General features: G+C 64.7%; 19 protein-coding genes. 11 read left to right on the top strand and 8 right to left on the bottom strand.

Annotated features, from left to right (window positions below):
* Positions 1-47 precede the first annotated feature (47 nt).
* Positions 48-557 carry a CsbD family protein gene (locus tag IEW02_RS25440; protein ID WP_188546861.1) on the top strand — a complete coding sequence of 170 codons (510 nt, stop codon included), beginning with the start codon at positions 48-50 and terminating at the stop codon, positions 555-557.
* 12 nt (positions 558-569) lie between these two features.
* Here IEW02_RS25440 and IEW02_RS21085 read toward each other — a convergent pair whose 3' ends face one another.
* Positions 570-1301 (bottom strand): YoaK family protein, encoded by a 732-nt coding sequence (locus tag IEW02_RS21085; protein ID WP_229746203.1) that lies wholly within the window; start codon positions 1299-1301, stop codon positions 570-572.
* A gap of 171 nt (positions 1302-1472) precedes the next feature.
* Here IEW02_RS21085 and IEW02_RS21080 point away from each other — a divergent pair, with 171 nt between their 5' ends.
* The 3 genes from IEW02_RS21080 to IEW02_RS21070 are packed head-to-tail and all read left to right on the top strand — an operon-like array spanning position 1473 to position 5216.
* Positions 1473-2252, top strand: a complete 780-nt coding sequence (locus IEW02_RS21080; RefSeq protein ID WP_188546859.1) for a putative protein N(5)-glutamine methyltransferase — start codon at positions 1473-1475, stop codon at positions 2250-2252.
* Positions 2253-2304: 52 nt separating this feature from the next.
* Positions 2305-4188, top strand: a complete 1884-nt coding sequence (locus IEW02_RS21075; RefSeq protein ID WP_229746202.1) for a 2-oxoacid:acceptor oxidoreductase subunit alpha — start codon at positions 2305-2307, stop codon at positions 4186-4188.
* The gene (locus tag IEW02_RS21070; RefSeq protein ID WP_188546858.1) at positions 4188-5216 is read left to right on the top strand and encodes a 2-oxoacid:ferredoxin oxidoreductase subunit beta; all 1029 of its coding nucleotides are present in this window, start codon (positions 4188-4190) and stop codon (positions 5214-5216) included. Before IEW02_RS21075 ends, IEW02_RS21070 begins: the two co-directional genes overlap by 1 nt.
* A 24-nt stretch (positions 5217-5240) precedes the next feature.
* Here IEW02_RS21070 and IEW02_RS21065 read toward each other — a convergent pair whose 3' ends face one another.
* From IEW02_RS21065 to IEW02_RS21045, 5 genes are read right to left on the bottom strand one after another with little or no spacing between them, the layout of a single operon-like run.
* The gene (locus IEW02_RS21065) at positions 5241-6353 is read right to left on the bottom strand and encodes an NDMA-dependent alcohol dehydrogenase (protein ID WP_188546857.1); all 1113 of its coding nucleotides are present in this window, start codon (positions 6351-6353) and stop codon (positions 5241-5243) included.
* A 12-nt stretch (positions 6354-6365) separates the two neighbouring features.
* On the bottom strand, positions 6366-7826 hold the full coding sequence (locus tag IEW02_RS21060) for an aldehyde dehydrogenase (RefSeq protein ID WP_188546856.1): 1461 nt from the start codon (positions 7824-7826) through the stop codon (positions 6366-6368).
* A gap of 58 nt (positions 7827-7884) precedes the next feature.
* Positions 7885-8880, bottom strand: coding sequence for a helix-turn-helix domain-containing protein (locus IEW02_RS21055; RefSeq protein ID WP_188546855.1), 996 nt, complete (start codon positions 8878-8880; stop codon positions 7885-7887).
* Between the two features lie 30 nt (positions 8881-8910).
* Positions 8911-9396: a MarR family winged helix-turn-helix transcriptional regulator gene (locus IEW02_RS21050; RefSeq protein WP_188546854.1), complete on the bottom strand. Its 486-nt coding sequence runs from the start codon at positions 9394-9396 to the stop codon at positions 8911-8913.
* Positions 9393-10001, bottom strand: a complete 609-nt coding sequence (locus IEW02_RS21045) for a DJ-1/PfpI family protein (RefSeq protein ID WP_188546853.1) — start codon at positions 9999-10001, stop codon at positions 9393-9395. The genes IEW02_RS21050 and IEW02_RS21045 overlap by 4 nt, the downstream gene beginning before the upstream one ends.
* 98 nt (positions 10002-10099) lie before the next feature.
* On the opposite strand from IEW02_RS21045, the gene IEW02_RS25485 reads away from it, so the two are divergent.
* From IEW02_RS25485 to IEW02_RS21030, 3 genes are read left to right on the top strand one after another with little or no spacing between them, the layout of a single operon-like run.
* A complete protein-coding gene (locus tag IEW02_RS25485) occupies positions 10100-10678 on the top strand; it encodes a type IV toxin-antitoxin system AbiEi family antitoxin domain-containing protein (RefSeq protein WP_371829985.1) in 579 nt (192 codons plus the stop codon).
* The gene (locus IEW02_RS21035; protein ID WP_188547036.1) at positions 10584-10865 is read left to right on the top strand and encodes a hypothetical protein; all 282 of its coding nucleotides are present in this window, start codon (positions 10584-10586) and stop codon (positions 10863-10865) included. The genes IEW02_RS25485 and IEW02_RS21035 overlap by 95 nt, the downstream gene beginning before the upstream one ends.
* Before the next feature lie 42 nt (positions 10866-10907).
* Entirely contained in the window at positions 10908-11663 is a 756-nt protein-coding gene (locus IEW02_RS21030; RefSeq protein ID WP_188546851.1) for an enoyl-CoA hydratase/isomerase family protein, read from the top strand.
* Here IEW02_RS21030 and IEW02_RS21025 read toward each other — a convergent pair.
* On the bottom strand, positions 11626-12099 hold the full coding sequence (locus tag IEW02_RS21025; RefSeq protein WP_188547020.1) for a VOC family protein: 474 nt from the start codon (positions 12097-12099) through the stop codon (positions 11626-11628). The genes IEW02_RS21030 and IEW02_RS21025 overlap by 38 nt on opposite strands.
* A 52-nt stretch (positions 12100-12151) precedes the next feature.
* Here IEW02_RS21025 and IEW02_RS21020 point away from each other — a divergent pair, with 52 nt between their 5' ends.
* Together IEW02_RS21020 and IEW02_RS21015 are read left to right on the top strand one after the other, a co-directional pair.
* Positions 12152-12784 carry a DUF2461 domain-containing protein gene (locus IEW02_RS21020; protein WP_188546850.1) on the top strand — a complete coding sequence of 211 codons (633 nt, stop codon included), beginning with the start codon at positions 12152-12154 and terminating at the stop codon, positions 12782-12784.
* An 11-nt stretch (positions 12785-12795) separates the two neighbouring features.
* The gene (locus IEW02_RS21015) at positions 12796-13596 is read left to right on the top strand and encodes an alpha/beta fold hydrolase (protein WP_188546849.1); all 801 of its coding nucleotides are present in this window, start codon (positions 12796-12798) and stop codon (positions 13594-13596) included.
* Here the strand turns inward: IEW02_RS21015 and IEW02_RS21010 are convergent.
* Positions 13582-14664 carry a PLP-dependent cysteine synthase family protein gene (locus IEW02_RS21010; protein WP_188546848.1) on the bottom strand — a complete coding sequence of 361 codons (1083 nt, stop codon included), beginning with the start codon at positions 14662-14664 and terminating at the stop codon, positions 13582-13584. The genes IEW02_RS21015 and IEW02_RS21010 overlap by 15 nt on opposite strands.
* A 64-nt stretch (positions 14665-14728) precedes the next feature.
* Between IEW02_RS21010 and IEW02_RS21005 the strand changes: the two genes are divergently transcribed.
* Both IEW02_RS21005 and IEW02_RS21000 read left to right on the top strand, forming a co-directional pair.
* Positions 14729-15604: an oxidoreductase gene (locus IEW02_RS21005; RefSeq protein ID WP_229746222.1), complete on the top strand. Its 876-nt coding sequence runs from the start codon at positions 14729-14731 to the stop codon at positions 15602-15604.
* A gap of 21 nt (positions 15605-15625) precedes the next feature.
* Positions 15626-16528 carry a dienelactone hydrolase family protein gene (locus tag IEW02_RS21000; protein WP_188546846.1) on the top strand — a complete coding sequence of 301 codons (903 nt, stop codon included), beginning with the start codon at positions 15626-15628 and terminating at the stop codon, positions 16526-16528.
* Positions 16529-16565 lie beyond the last annotated feature (37 nt).

Below are 16565 nucleotides of genomic sequence, written 5' to 3'. Positions count from 1 at the left end.
CAAAAACGCGACCAAGAAGACACCACCGTAACGAAGGGATGACAACCATGGCTGACTTCATCGACAAGGCGAAGCACAAGGCAGAGGAAGTGGCCGGATCGGCCAAGGAGACCGTCGGCGAGGTCACCGACAACAAGGACCTGCAGGCCGAGGGTGCCAAGGATCAGACGAAGGCCCAGGGCAAGCAGGTCGGCGACTCGGTGAGCGACACCGTCGAGGACGTGGCCGACGTGGCCAAGGACAAGGCGTCGGACGCACAGGCCAAGGCCGAAGACGTCGCGGGTGACGTCAAGGAGAAGGCGAGCGAGGTTGCCGACGCAGCCAAGGACAAGGCCGCAGAGGTCAAGTCCGAGGTCAAGTCGGCTGTGCGCGATCTCGACTCCAACGACGTCGCCGCAGCCGCGTCGGACAACAAGAACGTCATCGCGGGCGCTGCTGCGGCGATCGCCGCCGTCGTCGTCACCGTGCTGATCCGCCGCCGTCGCGCCAAGAAGCGCGCCGCATCGCTCCCCGGCATCGCCGAGGCGTTCGCAACCGGCTGGAAGTCCGCTTCCTGATCTGACAGCTTGTCACTTCAGTGGCGCCAAGGGTTCGGTCTTGGCGTCGCGACGGTAGGTGTAGATGCTGGTGGCTGCGGCCGCGAGTGCCGCGGCCAGCAGCATCCACCCGCCGCCGACGAGAATTCCGACAATTCCACCCAGCACAGCGCCCGCGGTGAACGACGCGTAGAGAATGCCGTAATCGGACCATTCCTTTATGGTTCCCCCGCTGATATGTCGTTCTATACCCTGCCCGAGTTTCACCAATGTTCCGGTGACGTAACTCAAGGGAATCGATACTTCACCCTTCTTGACGAAGGACGTGTTGAGCGCGCCCATTGCGAACGCCACGAACGAAATGGGCAACAGGCCGATCGTCGGCGAGAATGTCGTGTCCGTTCCACTCAACCGAAGGTCCAGCACCACGGCAACGGTCAGTGCCAAGGCAGTGAGGTTGGTCGCGCCGTGAGGGTGATTCGACCACAGGTGTCGTCTCGCCAGTGAGGCAACCACCACCCCGGCCAGGAACATCGCGACGAGAATCATTGCGCCGTAAGCGAGTACAGCATCGCCAGTGAACCATCCGAGCACCATCCGCTCGGTGTTTCCCGTCATGAACGTGACGAAGTAGCCCGCCGAGTGAATGAACGACGCAGCTCCCACGAATCCGGCCAGCACGGCCAGAACCGAGGAGAGCCGCACTTCCGTCGTCTCCTTGTGTTCACCGACCGTGAGGTCTGCAATGACGTCTTTCGTCGACACGACAGTCGTGACGACGACATCTTTGGTGGACCCGACTCCACTCCCCAGAACTCGTTTCGATTTGCGAAGAATTACCCGCCGGCGAATTCTCATGACGCAGCTAGCCCCCTTGTCGCATTTGTCTTCTTCGGATTGAAATCCAGAGTACCGACTGATTCGATATTCTTCTCCGTGTCCCTCGTGCAGCACGACATCGTCACAATCCTCCGCCGCGCCGGATGTGTCTTCGCCGAAGACGAAGCGCGCCTGTTGATCGAGGCCGCCTCGTCGCAGGACGATCTCGCCGACATGGTGCGTCGACGAGTCGACGGGCTTCCACTCGAGCAGATCCTGGGATGGGCCGAGTTCTGCGGACTCCGCGTCGTCGTGCAACCCGGGGTATTCGTGCCACGGAAGCGAACCGAGTTCCTGGTCCGGCGAGCCGCGTCGATGGCCGCTCCCGGTGACCTCGTGGTCGACCTGTGCTGTGGGACCGGCGCGCTCGGGGTCGCCCTCTCCCGAATCGTCGACGGTATCCACGTGGTCGCCTCCGACCTGGACCCGGCGGCAGTGCGGTGCGCTCGTGCGAACGTCGAGCCCCTCGGTGGCCGCGTGTTCGGGGGCGACCTCTTCGACGCGCTGCCGCGCGAACTGATGGGCACCGTCGACCTGCTGCTCGTGAACGCCCCCTACGTGCCGTCCGACGAGATTGCGCACATGCCTCCTGAGGCGCGTGATCACGAACCGCGCGTGGCGCTGGACGGCGGGAGAGACGGCGTCGACGTTCATCGGCGCGTGGGCGCCGAGGCGCGACGGTGGCTGGCACCGGGCGGGCACCTGTTCGTCGAGACGAGCGTGCTGCAGGCGCCGGTCACTGTGGCGGCGGTCGAGGCGGGCGGGCTCGTCGCGCGGGTGGAGTCGTCCGAGGAGGTCGGCGGCACCGTCGTGATCGGGTCGGTCCCGACGGTGTGACCGCGGTGTGCCATTGTCGAGGTGAGCAACGTCACTAGAGGGGTGGGGCCGAGTGTCGACGACGAAGCTGGAGAAGGTGGTCATTCGGTTCGCCGGTGATTCCGGTGACGGGATGCAGCTGACGGGGGACCGCTTCACGTCGGAGGCGGCGGCGTTCGGTAACGACCTCGCCACGCAGCCCAATTTTCCCGCCGAGATCCGTGCACCTCAGGGAACGCTGCCCGGGGTGTCGTCGTTTCAGATCCAGATCGCGGACTACGACATTCTGACCGCGGGGGATAGGCCGGACGTTCTGGTGGCGATGAACCCGGCGGCGCTGAAGGCGAACATCGCGGACCTTCCTCGCGGCGGCATGTTGATCGTGAACTCGGACGAGTTCACCAAGCGCAACCTCACCAAGGTGGGGTACGCCGTCAATCCGCTCGACGACGAGTCGTTGAGCGAGTACGTGGTGCACGACGTTCCCATGGCCACGCTGACCATCGGCGCGGTCGAGCCGTCGGGAGTGAGCAAGAAGGACGGCGAGCGCGCGAAGAACATGTTCGCGCTCGGACTGCTGAGCTGGATGTACCACCGACCCACGGAGAACACCGAGCGCTATCTGCGGGAGAAGTTCGCCTCGAAGCCCGACATCGCCGAGGCCAACCGGCTCGCGTTCCGCGCCGGGTGGAACTACGGCGAGACGACCGAATCCTTCGGCGCCACCTACGAGGTCGCGGCCGCATCGTTACCCGCGGGCACGTACCGGCAGATCACCGGCAACACGGCGATGTCCTACGGAATCGTTGCGGCAGGCCAACTCTCGGGCCTGCAGGTGTTCCTCGGGACGTACCCCATCACGCCGGCGTCGGACATCCTGCACGAGCTCAGCAAGCACAAGAATTTCGGCGTCACCACCTTGCAGGCCGAGGACGAGATCGCGGGAATCGGTGCGGCACTGGGGGCGTCGTTCGGCGGTGCGCTCGGAGTGACCAGCACGTCCGGTCCCGGCCTGGCGCTCAAGAGCGAGACCATCGGCCTGGCCGTGATGACCGAGCTGCCGCTCGTCATCGTCGACGTGCAGCGCGGTGGTCCCTCGACCGGTCTGCCCACGAAAACCGAACAGGCCGATCTTCTGCAGGCCCTGTTCGGCCGCAACGGCGAATCGCCGGTCGCCGTGCTCGCGCCGAAGTCTCCCGCCGACTGCTTCGACATCGCGGTCGAAGCGTCCCGGATCGCGCTGACATACCGGACTCCGGTCATCATCCTCTCGGACGGGTCCATTGCGAACGGCAGTGAACCGTGGTCCGTTCCGGACGTCGCGGATCTTGCGCCCATCGACCCCGAATTCACGACGCAGACTGCGGAGTACGCCCCCTACGCCCGCGACCCACACACCCTCGCCCGCGCCTGGGCACTCCCTGGCGTGGCGGGACTCGAGCATCGCATCGGCGGTCTCGAGAAAGCCAACGGATCGGGTGACATCTCCTACGACCCCGCCAATCACGACCTGATGGTGCGTCTGCGCCAAGCCAAGATCGACGGCATCGAGGTGCCCGACGTCGTGGTCGACGACCCGGACGGCAACGCAACGGTTCTCATGGTCGGTTGGGGCAGCTCGTACGGACCGATCGGTGAGGCATGCCGCCGGGCCCGCCGCGGCGGAACATCCGTTGCCCACGCCCAGCTGCGCACGCTGAATCCATTGCCCGCCAACCTCGGAGACGTGCTGTCGGGGTACGACACCGTCGTTCTCCCGGAGATGAACCTCGGGCAGTTGGCGCTGATCCTGCGGGCGCGCTACCTCGTCGACATCATCTCGGTCACCAAGGTCGAGGGCATGGCGTTCACGGGGGACGAACTGACCGACGTCATCGCCGCGGCTCACGACGGGACGTTGCGCGAGAAGGAACACGACAAACGAACCCGCGCGCTGGCGACGGTAGAGGTGAAGTGATGACTGCGTTCATGGGTGTGCCGACAACCGACACCGTGCTCAAGGCCAAGGACTACGCGTCGGACCAAGAGGTGCGCTGGTGCCCGGGGTGCGGTGACTACGTCATTCTTGCAACCATCAAGAGCTTCCTTCCGGAGCTGGGTCTCCGCAAGGAGAACATGATGTTCGTCTCGGGCATCGGCTGCTCGAGCCGGTTTCCGTACTACCTGGACGCATACGGCATCCACTCCATTCACGGTCGTGCACCCGCGATCGCGACCGGGCTCGCAGTCACCCGCCCGGATCTCGCGGTGTGGGTCATCACCGGTGACGGTGATGCGCTGTCCATCGGCGGCAACCACCTGATTCATGCGCTACGTCGCAACGTCAACATGACGATCCTGTTGTTCAACAACAGGATCTACGGATTGACGAAGGGGCAGTACTCACCGACGTCGGAGGTCGGCAAGGTCACCAAGTCGACTCCGATGGGTTCGCTCGATCACCCGTTCAACACGTTGTCGCTTGCGTTGGGCGCAGAGGCGACTTTCGCTGCACGAGCGCTGGATTCGGACCGCAAGGGTGTGACTGCGGTGCTCCGTGAGGCCGCGCAGCATCGCGGGACGGCCTTCGTCGAGATCTTCCAGGATTGCCCCATCTTCAACGACGGCTCGTTCGACGTGCTACGCAAAGAGGGCTACGAACAGCGACTCGTCCCGCTGGTTCACGGTGAGCCCATCGTGTTCGGCACGGACGGTGAATTCTGCGTCGTCCGAGACGGTTTCGGTCTTGCGGTACGGCCGACATCCGAAGCATCGGACATCGTGGTGCACGATGCGCACACCGACGACCCCGAGTACGCGTACGCGCTGTCGAGGCTCTCGGATCAGGATCTCACGCACACCCTGACCGGTGTATTCCGTAGCGTTGCGCGCACCACGTACGACGACGCGGCGCGGGACCAGGTAGCCCGAGCGCAGGCGGACCAGCCCACATCGGATTCGTCTCTGCAGCAGCTACTTCTGGGCCGTGACACCTGGACGGTGTGACGTGCACACCGTCCAGGCCTCGACCTACGAGTAGTGGATGACGCCGCGAATGTTCTTGCCGTCGCGTAGATCCTGGTAGCCCTCGTTGACGTGCTCGAGGTCGTACGTGGTGGTGATCAGTTCGTCGAGCTTGAGCTGACCCTGGTCGTACATGCGCAGCAGCTTGACGATGTCGTACTGCGGATTGGCCGACCCGAACAGTGCGCCCTTGATGGTCTTCTGGTTCAAGGTCAGGTCGGTGCCGGACACATGGACTGTGAGCTTGGTCGGATCGGCGAGGCCGGTGATGACCACGGTTCCACCCTTACCGATCGCGGCGACGGCCGCCGAGACCACGTCCTCGTCCACGGTGCCGACGAGGATGAGGGCCTGATCGGCACCCTGGCCCCACGTCAGTTCCGTCAACTTCTCCTGCGCGGACGCGGCGTCCGCAAAGGCGTGCGTCGCACCGAATTTCATCGCTTGATCACGCTTCATCTGGACCGGGTCGACGACCACGATGTGCCGGGCGCCGGCCATGACCGCGCCTTGCACGGCGTTGATGCCGAGTCCGCCGATGCCGTAGATGATCACCGAATCGCCGGCGCGGACACCGCCCGCGTAGACGGCCGTGCCCCACCCCGAGGGAACGCCGCAGCCGACGAGCACTGCCGTCTCCAAGGGGAGCCACTCGTCGACCTTGACCACGGAGTGCTGCGAAATGACGGCGCGCTCGGAGAAGGTGCCCAGCATGCACATTCCGCCGATGTCGGAGCCCTTGCTGTCGTGGAAGCGGAACGTGCCGTCGGGCAGGCAGCCTTCGAGAATGGTGGCGCCCATGTCGCAGATGCTCTGCCGTCCGGTCGAGCAGTAACGACAGGTGCCGCAGTTCGGGATGAACGAACACACGACGTGATCGCCCACCTTCACTTTGGTGACGCCTTCGCCGATCTCCTCGATGATGCCGGACCCCTCGTGCCCACCGACCATCGGGAAGCGTGGCGGAAGATCGCCGTCGATCAGGTGCAGATCGGAGTGACACAGGCCGGCGGCGGTGTATTTGATGAGTACCTCACCGGCTCTGGGCTTTTCGAGGTCGAGTTCCATGATCTCGAACGGCTTGTGGGCTTCGAAGAGGACTGCTGCTTTCGTCTTCACGGTGGAGTCTCCCTACCTGTAGATGGACTTGAGTTGCTGGAAGCTGCCCATGGCCTCGGGCCCGAGCTCGCGGCCGATGCCGCTGTCCTTCACGCCGCCGAACGGCGAACTGGGATCGACCATGTAGTGGTTGATGCCGATGGTTCCGGTGCGGATCTTCTTCGCGACCTCGTACCCGTGATCGTCGTCCGAGGTCCACACGCTGCCGCCGAGTCCGAAGTCCGAATCGTTGGCCAAGCGGATCGCCTCGTCTTCGTCGCCGTACGGAATGACGGCCAGAACGGGTCCGAAGATCTCCTCCTGCGCGATGGTCTGCTGGTTGTCGACGTCGGCGAAGATCGTCGGCTGCACGAACCAGCCCTTGTCGAGATGGTCGGGTCGACCACCGCCGGTGACGAGGCGTGCACCGTCACCGCTGCCCTTCGCGATGTATCCCTCGACGCGGTCGCGCTGACGTTCGCTGGCCATGGGTCCGATCTGGGTAGCCGGATCGAGTGCGTCACCAACGGCGAGCGAGTTGGCGAACGCTTCGAACATGCCCACCACCTCGTCGTAGCGGCTGCGCGGGGCGAGGATGCGGGTGCCGAGGAAGCAGGTCTGGCCGTTGTTGAGAAGCGTTGCGCCGAACAGGTTCTCACCGATGCTGGCGAGGTCGAGGTTCGCGTCTTCGAGAATGATCGAGGCGGACTTGCCGCCGAGCTCGAGGGTGACGGGCCGCAGCAACCGGCCGCAGGTCTCGGCGATCGACCGTCCGGCCGCAGTGGATCCGGTGAACGAGATCTTGTCGACGCCGGGATGCGAGACGAGGTACGACCCGATGTCGCGGCCGCCGGGAACGATGTTGACGACTCCCGCCGGGATGCCCGCGGCCTGAACGGCTTCGGCGAAGACGACACCGTCGAGCACTGTTTCGGGCGAGGGCTTGATGACGATGGTGCAGCCGGCGGCCAGGGCGGGTGCGTGCTTGAACGCAGCCAAGGTCTCGGGGAAGTTCCACGGCACGATCGCGCCGACGACGCCGATCGGCTCACGCCTCACGGTCGTGGTGCCGCCGATCATGTGCGGGTGCGATTCCTCGAACGTCGACTCGCGGGCCAGGCCGGCGAAGTACCGCACGAGCGCGATCGGGAACCCTCCCTCGAGTTGCACCGCGATCGCGATCGGCATCCCGTTCTGAGCGGACACCAATTGCGCGATGCGCTCGGCGCGGCGTTCGAGTTCGTCGGCCAGGCGATCCAGCGCGTCGGCCCGACGCGCGGGCTCCCACTGGCTCCACCCGTTCGGATCGTCGAATGCTCGGCGCGCTGCGGCAACGGCAGCGTCGACGTCTGCTTCGGACGCCTCGGGTACCGAACCGATCACTTCCTCGGTACTGGCCGATCGCACCTCGATGCGAGCGCTCGACTGCGGTACGACGTTCTCGCCGCCGATGAACAACGTGTCGACGTGTAACTGCTCCATGGTTTGGGTCATGCATCCATAGTGACCCAGATCACTGACGGTGTGTGTTCAGGTTCTGGACATTCTCAGCTCATCCGAAGATTCCGAGGTCCCGCATCCGCTTGTACAGCGTGGTTCGGCTCATCCGCAGCGCCTCCGCTGTCGTGCGTTTGTTGCCGTGTTGCCGATCCAGTTCGGCGACGATGGCTTCACGCATCGCAAGGTCCAGTGCCGTGAGGTGAGCGCCGCCGTCGTCGATCGGGTCGATCTCGATGACGATGCCGACCCCGGCCTCGGGTCGCTCCCAGCGGACCGCAGCGTGGACGCCGGAGCTCAGCATCACGCGCTGGATCGACCCCCGCCGATGAACTGCGCCGTCGGTCATCGCGCGCAGGGCGTTGTGATCCGCGGTGCTGACCACCCGGCCCGCCTCCGAATTCTCGAGCAGTATTTCGTCGGCGATCGCGATGACAGGTGCTCCGCGTCGACGCATCGACACCCGCTGAAATTCCGCGAACAACATCTGCTCGCTCGTGCGGGTGACTTCGACGAGTCGGCCCTGAATGTCGTGCGCCGCGTAGACGAGCATCGGTTCGAGAAGAGGGTTGTCCTCGCTCGCGTGAAAGGTGATGTCCAGGACACCCTCGATCCGCTGCGTCACCGGGTGCAGCAGCGGATAGCCGTAGCAGCTGAACTCCTTCATGCCCTCGATGTAGTGCTCCTCGCCGCGGACGGCAAGCGGAGCGCGCGTTTTGTGCACTGTGGCAATCGAATTGGTGCCGGAGGTTTCCTCGGTGAACGGGCGCCCGACGACCGCACCCGCCGCCGTCACCGCGTCCTGCAATCGGTGTGTACCGAACCGTAGATCGACCAATCGGGCGTCGCGGTCGGCGAGCAGTACGCAGTATCCGCTGCCGGCGAGGACGCTCTCCATGCGGTCGAGAACCGGGTTGGCGGCGGCGAGGAGGCGGCTGCGGCGGTCGACGTCGGAGACGCTGAACTGGTTCACCGAGTCCGCCGGAGCGAGTCCGCTCGATCGCGCTCGTTGCCATGGACGCGCAATCTCGTCACGCATCACGTCGGTCATGGTCGGAGCCTAGAGCCGCGTGCGATTCTGTCAGGGTGAATCGGAGTTCTGCGCCGATGTTCTCGTCGTGTCGCGGTAGGAACGCGATGCCGTGACGATCTTCTCCAGCGTCCGGTGGAACGACTGCAGTTCGTCGACACCGACCGCCTCGCCCACCGCGTCGGACCACGCATGTTGCCGGTCCCTCAGCTCTCGGACCGTGCTCATGCCGGCCGTGGTCGGCTGTAACAGTTTGGCCCGCTTGTGCTTCGGATTGTCGAGATACTCCGCCCACCCCCTCTCGACGAGGATGTCGGCGGTGCGCTGAACGCTTTGTCTGGCCAGCCCGAGGCCCACTCGACGCGCAATGTCCGCCACCGTGAGCGGCTCGGACATCGTCGCGCCGAGTACCTGCCACCACGCCGGAGTGAGGCCGGAAGGCTCGGTGATGTCCTGCGCGGCAGCGAGAAATTCGCCGTTCAGCTCGAAGGCGGGGAGTACGAGGTCGGTGAGAGCGGCGCCGTGGGGAGACCTCACGCGGAGGTGCCGTTCAGTTGGTCGTAGTACTTCTTGTCACCGGTCGTGTAGAGCCCGTGCCATGCATCGATCACGGGTTGGGGGAACAATTCGAGCGCTTCGAACACCGCTTTCGAGAAGTCGACGGGGGCCGTTCCGGGTGCGGTGATCAGGGCGCTGTCCGTCACGGTCCGGGACTCTACGTAGTGGTCTGCCCCCTTGTATTCGGTTGCCGTGGTGAGGAATCCGGGGTCGTTGCTCGTGTGCGGTCGATTGTCGAGGATGCCCGTGCGGGCCAGCCCGAGCGTCGCACCGCAGATCGCGGCAACCGGTGTGTCGGCCTCCAGCAGGCTGCGCGCCATGTCCAGCACGGCGTCGTGACCCGTCGCCCACGTCGCGCCGCCGGGGAGGATCAGGACAGCGACATCGTCGAGCTGGTCGAGCGTCGTGTCGGGTCTCAATCGTAGGCGGCCGAGCGTCGTGACCTCCTCGACAGGCCCGTCGCTGGCGACGACCAGTCGGTAGCGATCGGGTGCGAATTCTGCCGCCATGGTCAGTCCCGCGACGATGTAGCTGTATTCCCAGTCGGCCATGGTGTCCATGGCGTAGAGCGCGACGGTTTTCATGCTGACTCCCTTGATTGACAGTGTGCTGTCAAATTAGTTTATTGACAGCACACTGTCAAATCTGAATCGGGTGCCACTGACCGCGGATGGCGCGGTGAATGGCACCCGATTGCGCGCGGCGGAACCGTCGTCGGCCAGTCGGCGTCAAACCAGGCATGCTCGACCCCTTCTTGATCCGCCACGACGGCGTCATCAGTCGTGCACAGGCCCGGTCCTGTGGATTGAGCGACGACGCCATCGACCGAATGCTGCGATCGGGCGCATGGATCGCACGATTTCGCGGTGTCTACTTCGTAGCCAACCGCCCATTCACCCCGGACGCTCGAATCCGCTGCGCGGCACTTCATGCTGGATCGCACGCCGTCCTATCGGGCGAGGCGGCCGCGTACTGGCACAAGCTGGTACCGAATATGCCGAACGTCATCGACGTGACCGTGCCGCGCTCCGGCCGAAGCCGTGCACAGGGTTGTCGGCTGCGCCGGCGGGACCTGCGCAGCACAGATGTGGTCGAAATTCGTTCGCTCAGAGTGACATCGCTGCACCTCACCGTTCTGGAGGCGTCCGTTCGGATCCGCACACATCATGGATCGTGCGTTGCAGCGGCGCACGAACCTGGACGTCCTGCGGCGAACCCACGCCTACAACGCCGGCCGGACCGGAGCGGTGCGAGCCGGTGAACTGCTGCGAGCCGCGGAGAGCGGTGCCCGGTCCGAGGGTGAGCGCTTGCTGATCGGCTTGCTGAAGTCGGCGAGGGTCACGGGCTGGGTGGTGAACTTGAAATGGGCGGTTTCGAGATCGACATTGCGTTCCGAGTACGTAATCACCCAAATCATCGCAACCCTCGACCGAATCCGGTGCTACTGACCGTGCAGGGCGCGGTCGGTGGCACCCGATTACCGTGCAGGAATGACCGCACTCGATATCACCGAAGCCGACGGCATCGTCACCGTCCTGTTGAACCGGCCGGCCCAGCGAAACGCCATCGACGCCGCGATGATCGGTGAGATCCACGAGTTGTGCGCCGACCTCGAGGCCGAGCCGCGCATCGCCATCATCACCGGCGGAACCGAGGGGGTCTTCGCTGCGGGAGCCGACATCGCGCAATTGCGCGACCGAGGACGCGCCGACGCGCTGACGGGAATCAACGGCACGGCCTTCGAACGCATCAGGCGATTGCCGATGCCGACCATCGCCGCAATCGACGGTTACGCGCTCGGTGGGGGAGCGGAACTCACCTATGCGTGCGACATTCGAATCGGCACGCCGAGAACGATATTCGGACAACCCGAGCCCGGCCTCGGCATCACGGCGGGCGCGGGGGCCACGTTCAGGCTCGTCCGTTTGGTGGGCGAAAGCGTCGCCAAGCATCTTCTGCTCGCAGGAGACAAACTCACCGCGGACCGTGCCTTCCAAGTCGGCTTGCTGCATTCGATCGTCGAGCCATCCGACTTGCCCACTGCCGCAACGGCACTCGCGCAGAAGATGCAGAAGTTGTCACCGATTGCGTTGCGCGCGACAAAACTGGTCACCGACGCCGACCCGGCCGCCCACCCGCAGGTGGACCTCCTGGCACAGGCGATGCTGTTCACCGACGACGAGAAGCACCGCCGCATGACGGAGTTCCTCAGCCGTCGTGAGCCACCTGCAAATCCGGAACGCTGATCTTGCGCATGCCGAGCATTGCCTTCATGACTCGCTGCGACGTGTCCGGGTCGGGGTTGCTCATCAGTTCCATCAGCTGAACTGGAACGATCTGCCAGGACAGGCCGAATCTGTCCTTGAGCCACCCGCATTGTGATTCCACGCCGCCGTCCGCGGTCAACGTGTCCCAGTAATGGTCGACTTCGTTCTGGTCCGCGCAGCTCACCGACAGGGAGATCGCTTCGGAGAACGTGAACAGCGGACCGCCGTTGATGGCGTTGAAGCTTTGCCCGAACAGCTCGAAGTCGACCGTCATGACGCTTCCCGGATCACCCATCGTGCCCTCCCCGTAGCGGCTCACATCGAGAATTTTCGAGTCGGGGAAGAGGGAGGTGTAGAAATTCGCGGCCTCCTCGGCCTGCGAGTCGAACCAGAGCGATGTCGTGATCTTCTGCATGCGGTGTGGACTCTCCGGTTCTATGAAACTCATCGCGTCGTATGGTCGCAGCATGGCGTTCACCGGGATTCCTTTCGCCGCGCTCGATTTCTACGAAGACCTCGAAGCCGACAACAGCAAGATCTGGTGGACCGCGCACAAAGAGATCTACGACCAATCGGTACGGGCGCCGATGACTGCGTTGGCCGCCGAATTGGAGAAAGAGTTCGGGACGGCCAAGTTGTTCCGGCCCTATCGCGATGTTCGCTTCTCCAACGACAAGACGCCCTTCAAGACCCATCAGGGCTTGTTCGTCGACGTTGGGCCGTCCGTCGGCTACTACCTGCATATCGACGCGGCGGGGCTGTTCATCGCCGGCGGCTTCTACAGCAGCACGCCGGAGACCATCGCTCGTTTTCGGGCGGCAGTCGACGACGACGTTCGCGGACCCGAGCTCGAGACGATCATGCGAACCGCCCAGAAGAAGGGGTTCGAACGCGGCGGCGACAGCCTCAAGACCAAGCCGCGCGGGTACGACGCCGACCACCCACGGATCGAGCTACTGCGGCACAAGTCGCTGACCGCGAGCAAGAAATTCGGCAGCCCCGCATGGCTCGAAACGACCGAGGCGCTGGGCCACATCCGCGCCGAGTGGCGGAAACTGACTCCGCTGGTGGAATGGTCGGGTCAGGTGCTGGGGAACTAGCCTTTTCCGACATGAGCCTCACGTACGACATCGCCGGCGCCGGTCCCACCCTGGTCCTGGTTCACGGGGTAGTGCATCGTCGCCAGGCCTGGGACCCGGTTCTCGAGCTGCTGACTTCGTACCGCAGGGTGGTCACCGTCGACCTGCCCGGCCACGGCGAGTCCGAGGACATCGACGTGTTCGGAGCAGAGCGACTCGACGCATTCGTCGATGCGCTGGCCGAGTTGATCCGTGGGATCGAGTCCACGGACGGGCAGGTCCATGTCGCGGGAAATTCGCTGGGCGGGTACCTGTCTCTGTGTCTGGCCGCGCGCGGAGACGTGACGACGGCGACGGCGCTGTCACCGGCCGGGTTCTGGAACGGGCCCGCGAGCCAGGCGCGAAGCCTGGCCAAGTTCAGCGCGCTGCGCGCTGCGGCGGCCGGTCTCGGGAAGAAGGCTCCGGCCGCGTTTCGTAGTCGCCTGGTCCGCTATCCCTCTCTCGCACCGTTCTTCGCACACCCGAGCCGCATCTCGTACGACGCTGCGGTTGTCGATCTGGAGTCGCTGCTGACGAACACGACCCTCGCCGGGGGTGTCGACGCGCCGTTCGCGCTGCCTCCGCTGACAGATCCGGTCGTGCCGGTGACCGTCGCCTGGGGCACTCGCGATTTCATCCTCCCGCACCGAAACCGCCGAAATGTGTTGCGACACTTCCCGCATGCGCGACTGATATCGGTGCCGGGAGTCGGCCATGTCCCGATGAGCGACAATCCGGAGTTGATCGCATCGATCCTGTTGGCGGGTAGTACCGTTCCGTCAGCCGATCGCTGAGTCCCACACGCCGCTCGTCAGAAACGAGTCGAGCTCGCCGCGCCTGGCTCCCAGGTCCATTCCTTGCGCAGCGACCCACTCGTCGCTGTAATAGGTTCCCTCGTATCGTTCGCCGCCGTCGCAGACCAGTGTCACGATGCTGCCCTGCTCGTCTCTGGCCTTCATGGCCGCAGCGAGGCGGAAGGCGCCGACGAGATTGGTGCCCGTCGATCCGCCCGCATGCAGCCCTGTCATCATGTCCAGCAAGCGCATTGCCGCCACGGATGCGTCGTCCGGAATGCTCATCATCTCGTCGATCACCGCAGGGACGAAGGACGGTTCGACGCGAGGGCGCCCGATTCCCTCGATGCGCGAGCCGGTTCCGGTGACGTCGCGGCGGCCGGTGACCCACGCGTCGTGAAACGCGGAGCCCTCGGGATCCACCACGGCGACGCGGGTATGGACGCGCTTGTAGCGGCAGTAGCGACCGATCGTGGCACTGGTGCCTCCCGTTCCTGCGCCGACCACGATCCACGTGGGGACGGGGTGGCGTTCGAGAGCCATCTGATCGAAGATCGAGCAGGCGATGTTGTTGTTGCCACGCCAGTCGGTCACGACCGATGCGTTGGTGAACTGGTCCAGGTAGAACCAATCGTCCTGTGCGCCCAGCCGTTCCGCCTCGGCATAGACCATCCCGGACTCCGGGACCAGCTGGATCGAGCCGCCGTACCGTTCGATCAGGGCAATCTTGGTAGGGGACGTCGATGCAGGCATCACGGCGACGAACTTCGAACCGATCAGGCGGGCGAAGTACGCCTCGGACACTGCCGTCGATCCACTCGACGCCTCGACAAGTGTTGTGCGCGGCCCGATGTCGCCGTTGGCCAGGCCGAAGAGGAACAGCGAGCGGGCGAGGCGGTGCTTGAGCGATCCGGTGGGGTGCACCGACTCGTCCTTCAGATACAGATCGATGCCCCAGTCCGACGGGAGTGGGAACGAGTGCAGGTGCGTGTCTGCGCTGCGGTTGGCGTCGGACTCGACCAGTCGAAGTGCGTTCTCCACCCATGCGCGATCGGCTGCTGGTTCCATGCTCAGCACTCTTTCACGCCCCGGTAATGTCGGAGGAGTGACTGCCAAGTGGACCACCGCCGACATGCCCGACCAGACGGGTCGACGATTCGTCGTGACCGGCGCGAACAGCGGGCTCGGTGCAGCTGCCGCCCGCGCCCTCGGCGACGCCGGAGCCGAGGTGATACTGGCGTGCCGCAACACCGAGAAGGGTGAGGCGGTGGCCCGCGAGATCGGTTCGAACGCGACGGTGCGCGAACTCGACCTCGCCGACCTCGCGTCCGTCCGTCGCTTCGCCGACACCACGGAGCCGTTCGATGTCCTGATCAACAACGCCGGTGTCATGGCGTTGCCGAAGAAGCGCACCGCAGACGGTTTCGAAATGCAGTTCGGTACCAATCATCTCGGTCACTTCGCCTTGACCGGACTGTTGATCGACCGCATCTCGAGCCGCGTGGTGACGCTGTCCTCTATCGCGCACACGATGGGTGCGATCTCGTTGGACGACCCCAACTACGAGCACCGTCGCTACAGCCGCTGGCCGGCCTACGGTCAGTCGAAGCTGGCTAATCTGCTGTTCGCCTACAAGCTTCAGCGCCGCTTGGCCGAGGCCCGTTCGTCGGTCATCTCCGTCGCGGCACACCCCGGCATCTCCGCAACGAACCTGACGACGCACACGGAGTCCATCCAGGATTTCGTTCTGACTTTCGGGGCGAAGTTCGTCGCCCAGAACGCGTACTTCGGCGCGCTGCCCGAGTTGTACGCCGCCACCGCTCCCGACGTCGAGGGTGGGTCGTACATCGGACCCAGCGGATTCCGCGAGATGCGGGGATATCCGACGGTGGTGTCGTCCAACCGCGCCTCCCGCGATCTCAAGGTGGCCACCGAGCTGTGGAACCTGTCCGAGAAGCTGACCGGTGTGAGTTACACGAGTTTGCGTCGAGACCCACCGATCGCCTGATCCTTCGGGCAGTATCGGGTCATGACCCCGTTCAAGCGCTACATCGCAGAAGAAATCGCTGTCGATCACGCAGAGGGGTTGTTCACGCGCAGGGAAGCCTTGCGGCGTCTTGCCCTCATGGGCATCACCGCCGGAGCAGCGACGACGTTGCTCGCTGCATGCTCCACGGACAGCAGCCCGGTTGCGCCCACAGCGACCGAGGAGCCGACGACGGCCGTTGGATTGCCGCCGGGCGTGGAGACCGCCGTCGACACCGAAGCGATCACCTTTCCCGGCCCGACGGCAACCCTGCAGGGCGCATGGGCGGCCGCCTCGAATCCCCGGGGTGCCGTCCTCGTTCTACACGAGAACAAGGGTCTGACGGACCACATCCGTTCCATTGCAGGACGTTTGGCCGGCGCGGGGTACTCGTCGTTGGCCATCGACCTGCTGTCCGAGGAAGGTGGAACGGCGTCGTTCACCGACCCCGCGGAAGCAACGGCAAAGCTGTCCGACATCCCGCCCGAGCGTTTTTCCGCGGACATGAAAGCCGGCCTCGACGAACTGCAGAAGCGTGCGCCGGGTGTCAAGCTCGGCGCGGTGGGTTTCTGCTTCGGCGGCGGGCTCGTGTGGACTCTGCTCGCCTCGAACGAGCCGAGACTCGCTGCGGCCGTGCCCTTCTACGGTCCGCTTCCCGACAACCCCGACTTCGCAGGCGACTCCGCTGCGGTGCTGGCGATCTATGCCGGTCTCGATGCGCGGGTCAACGCATCGCAGCCGGCAGCCACGGCAGCTTTGCAGGCCGCGGGTCTGACCAACAAGATCGACACCGTTCCGGACGTCGATCACGCCTTCTTCAACGACACCGGCGCTCGCTATCAACCGGCCGCTGCGGCGCAGGTGTATCAGGAAGTGCTGGACTGGTTCGGGATGTATCTGGCCTGACAAGAGGCCGGTGTTCTACCCGCCCGCGGTTGGGTCG

Source organism: Rhodococcoides trifolii (assembly GCF_014635345.1).
Classification (GTDB): Bacteria; Actinomycetota; Actinomycetes; order Mycobacteriales; family Mycobacteriaceae; genus Rhodococcoides; species Rhodococcoides trifolii.
This window is presented reverse-complemented; position numbering and strand designations above follow the sequence as displayed.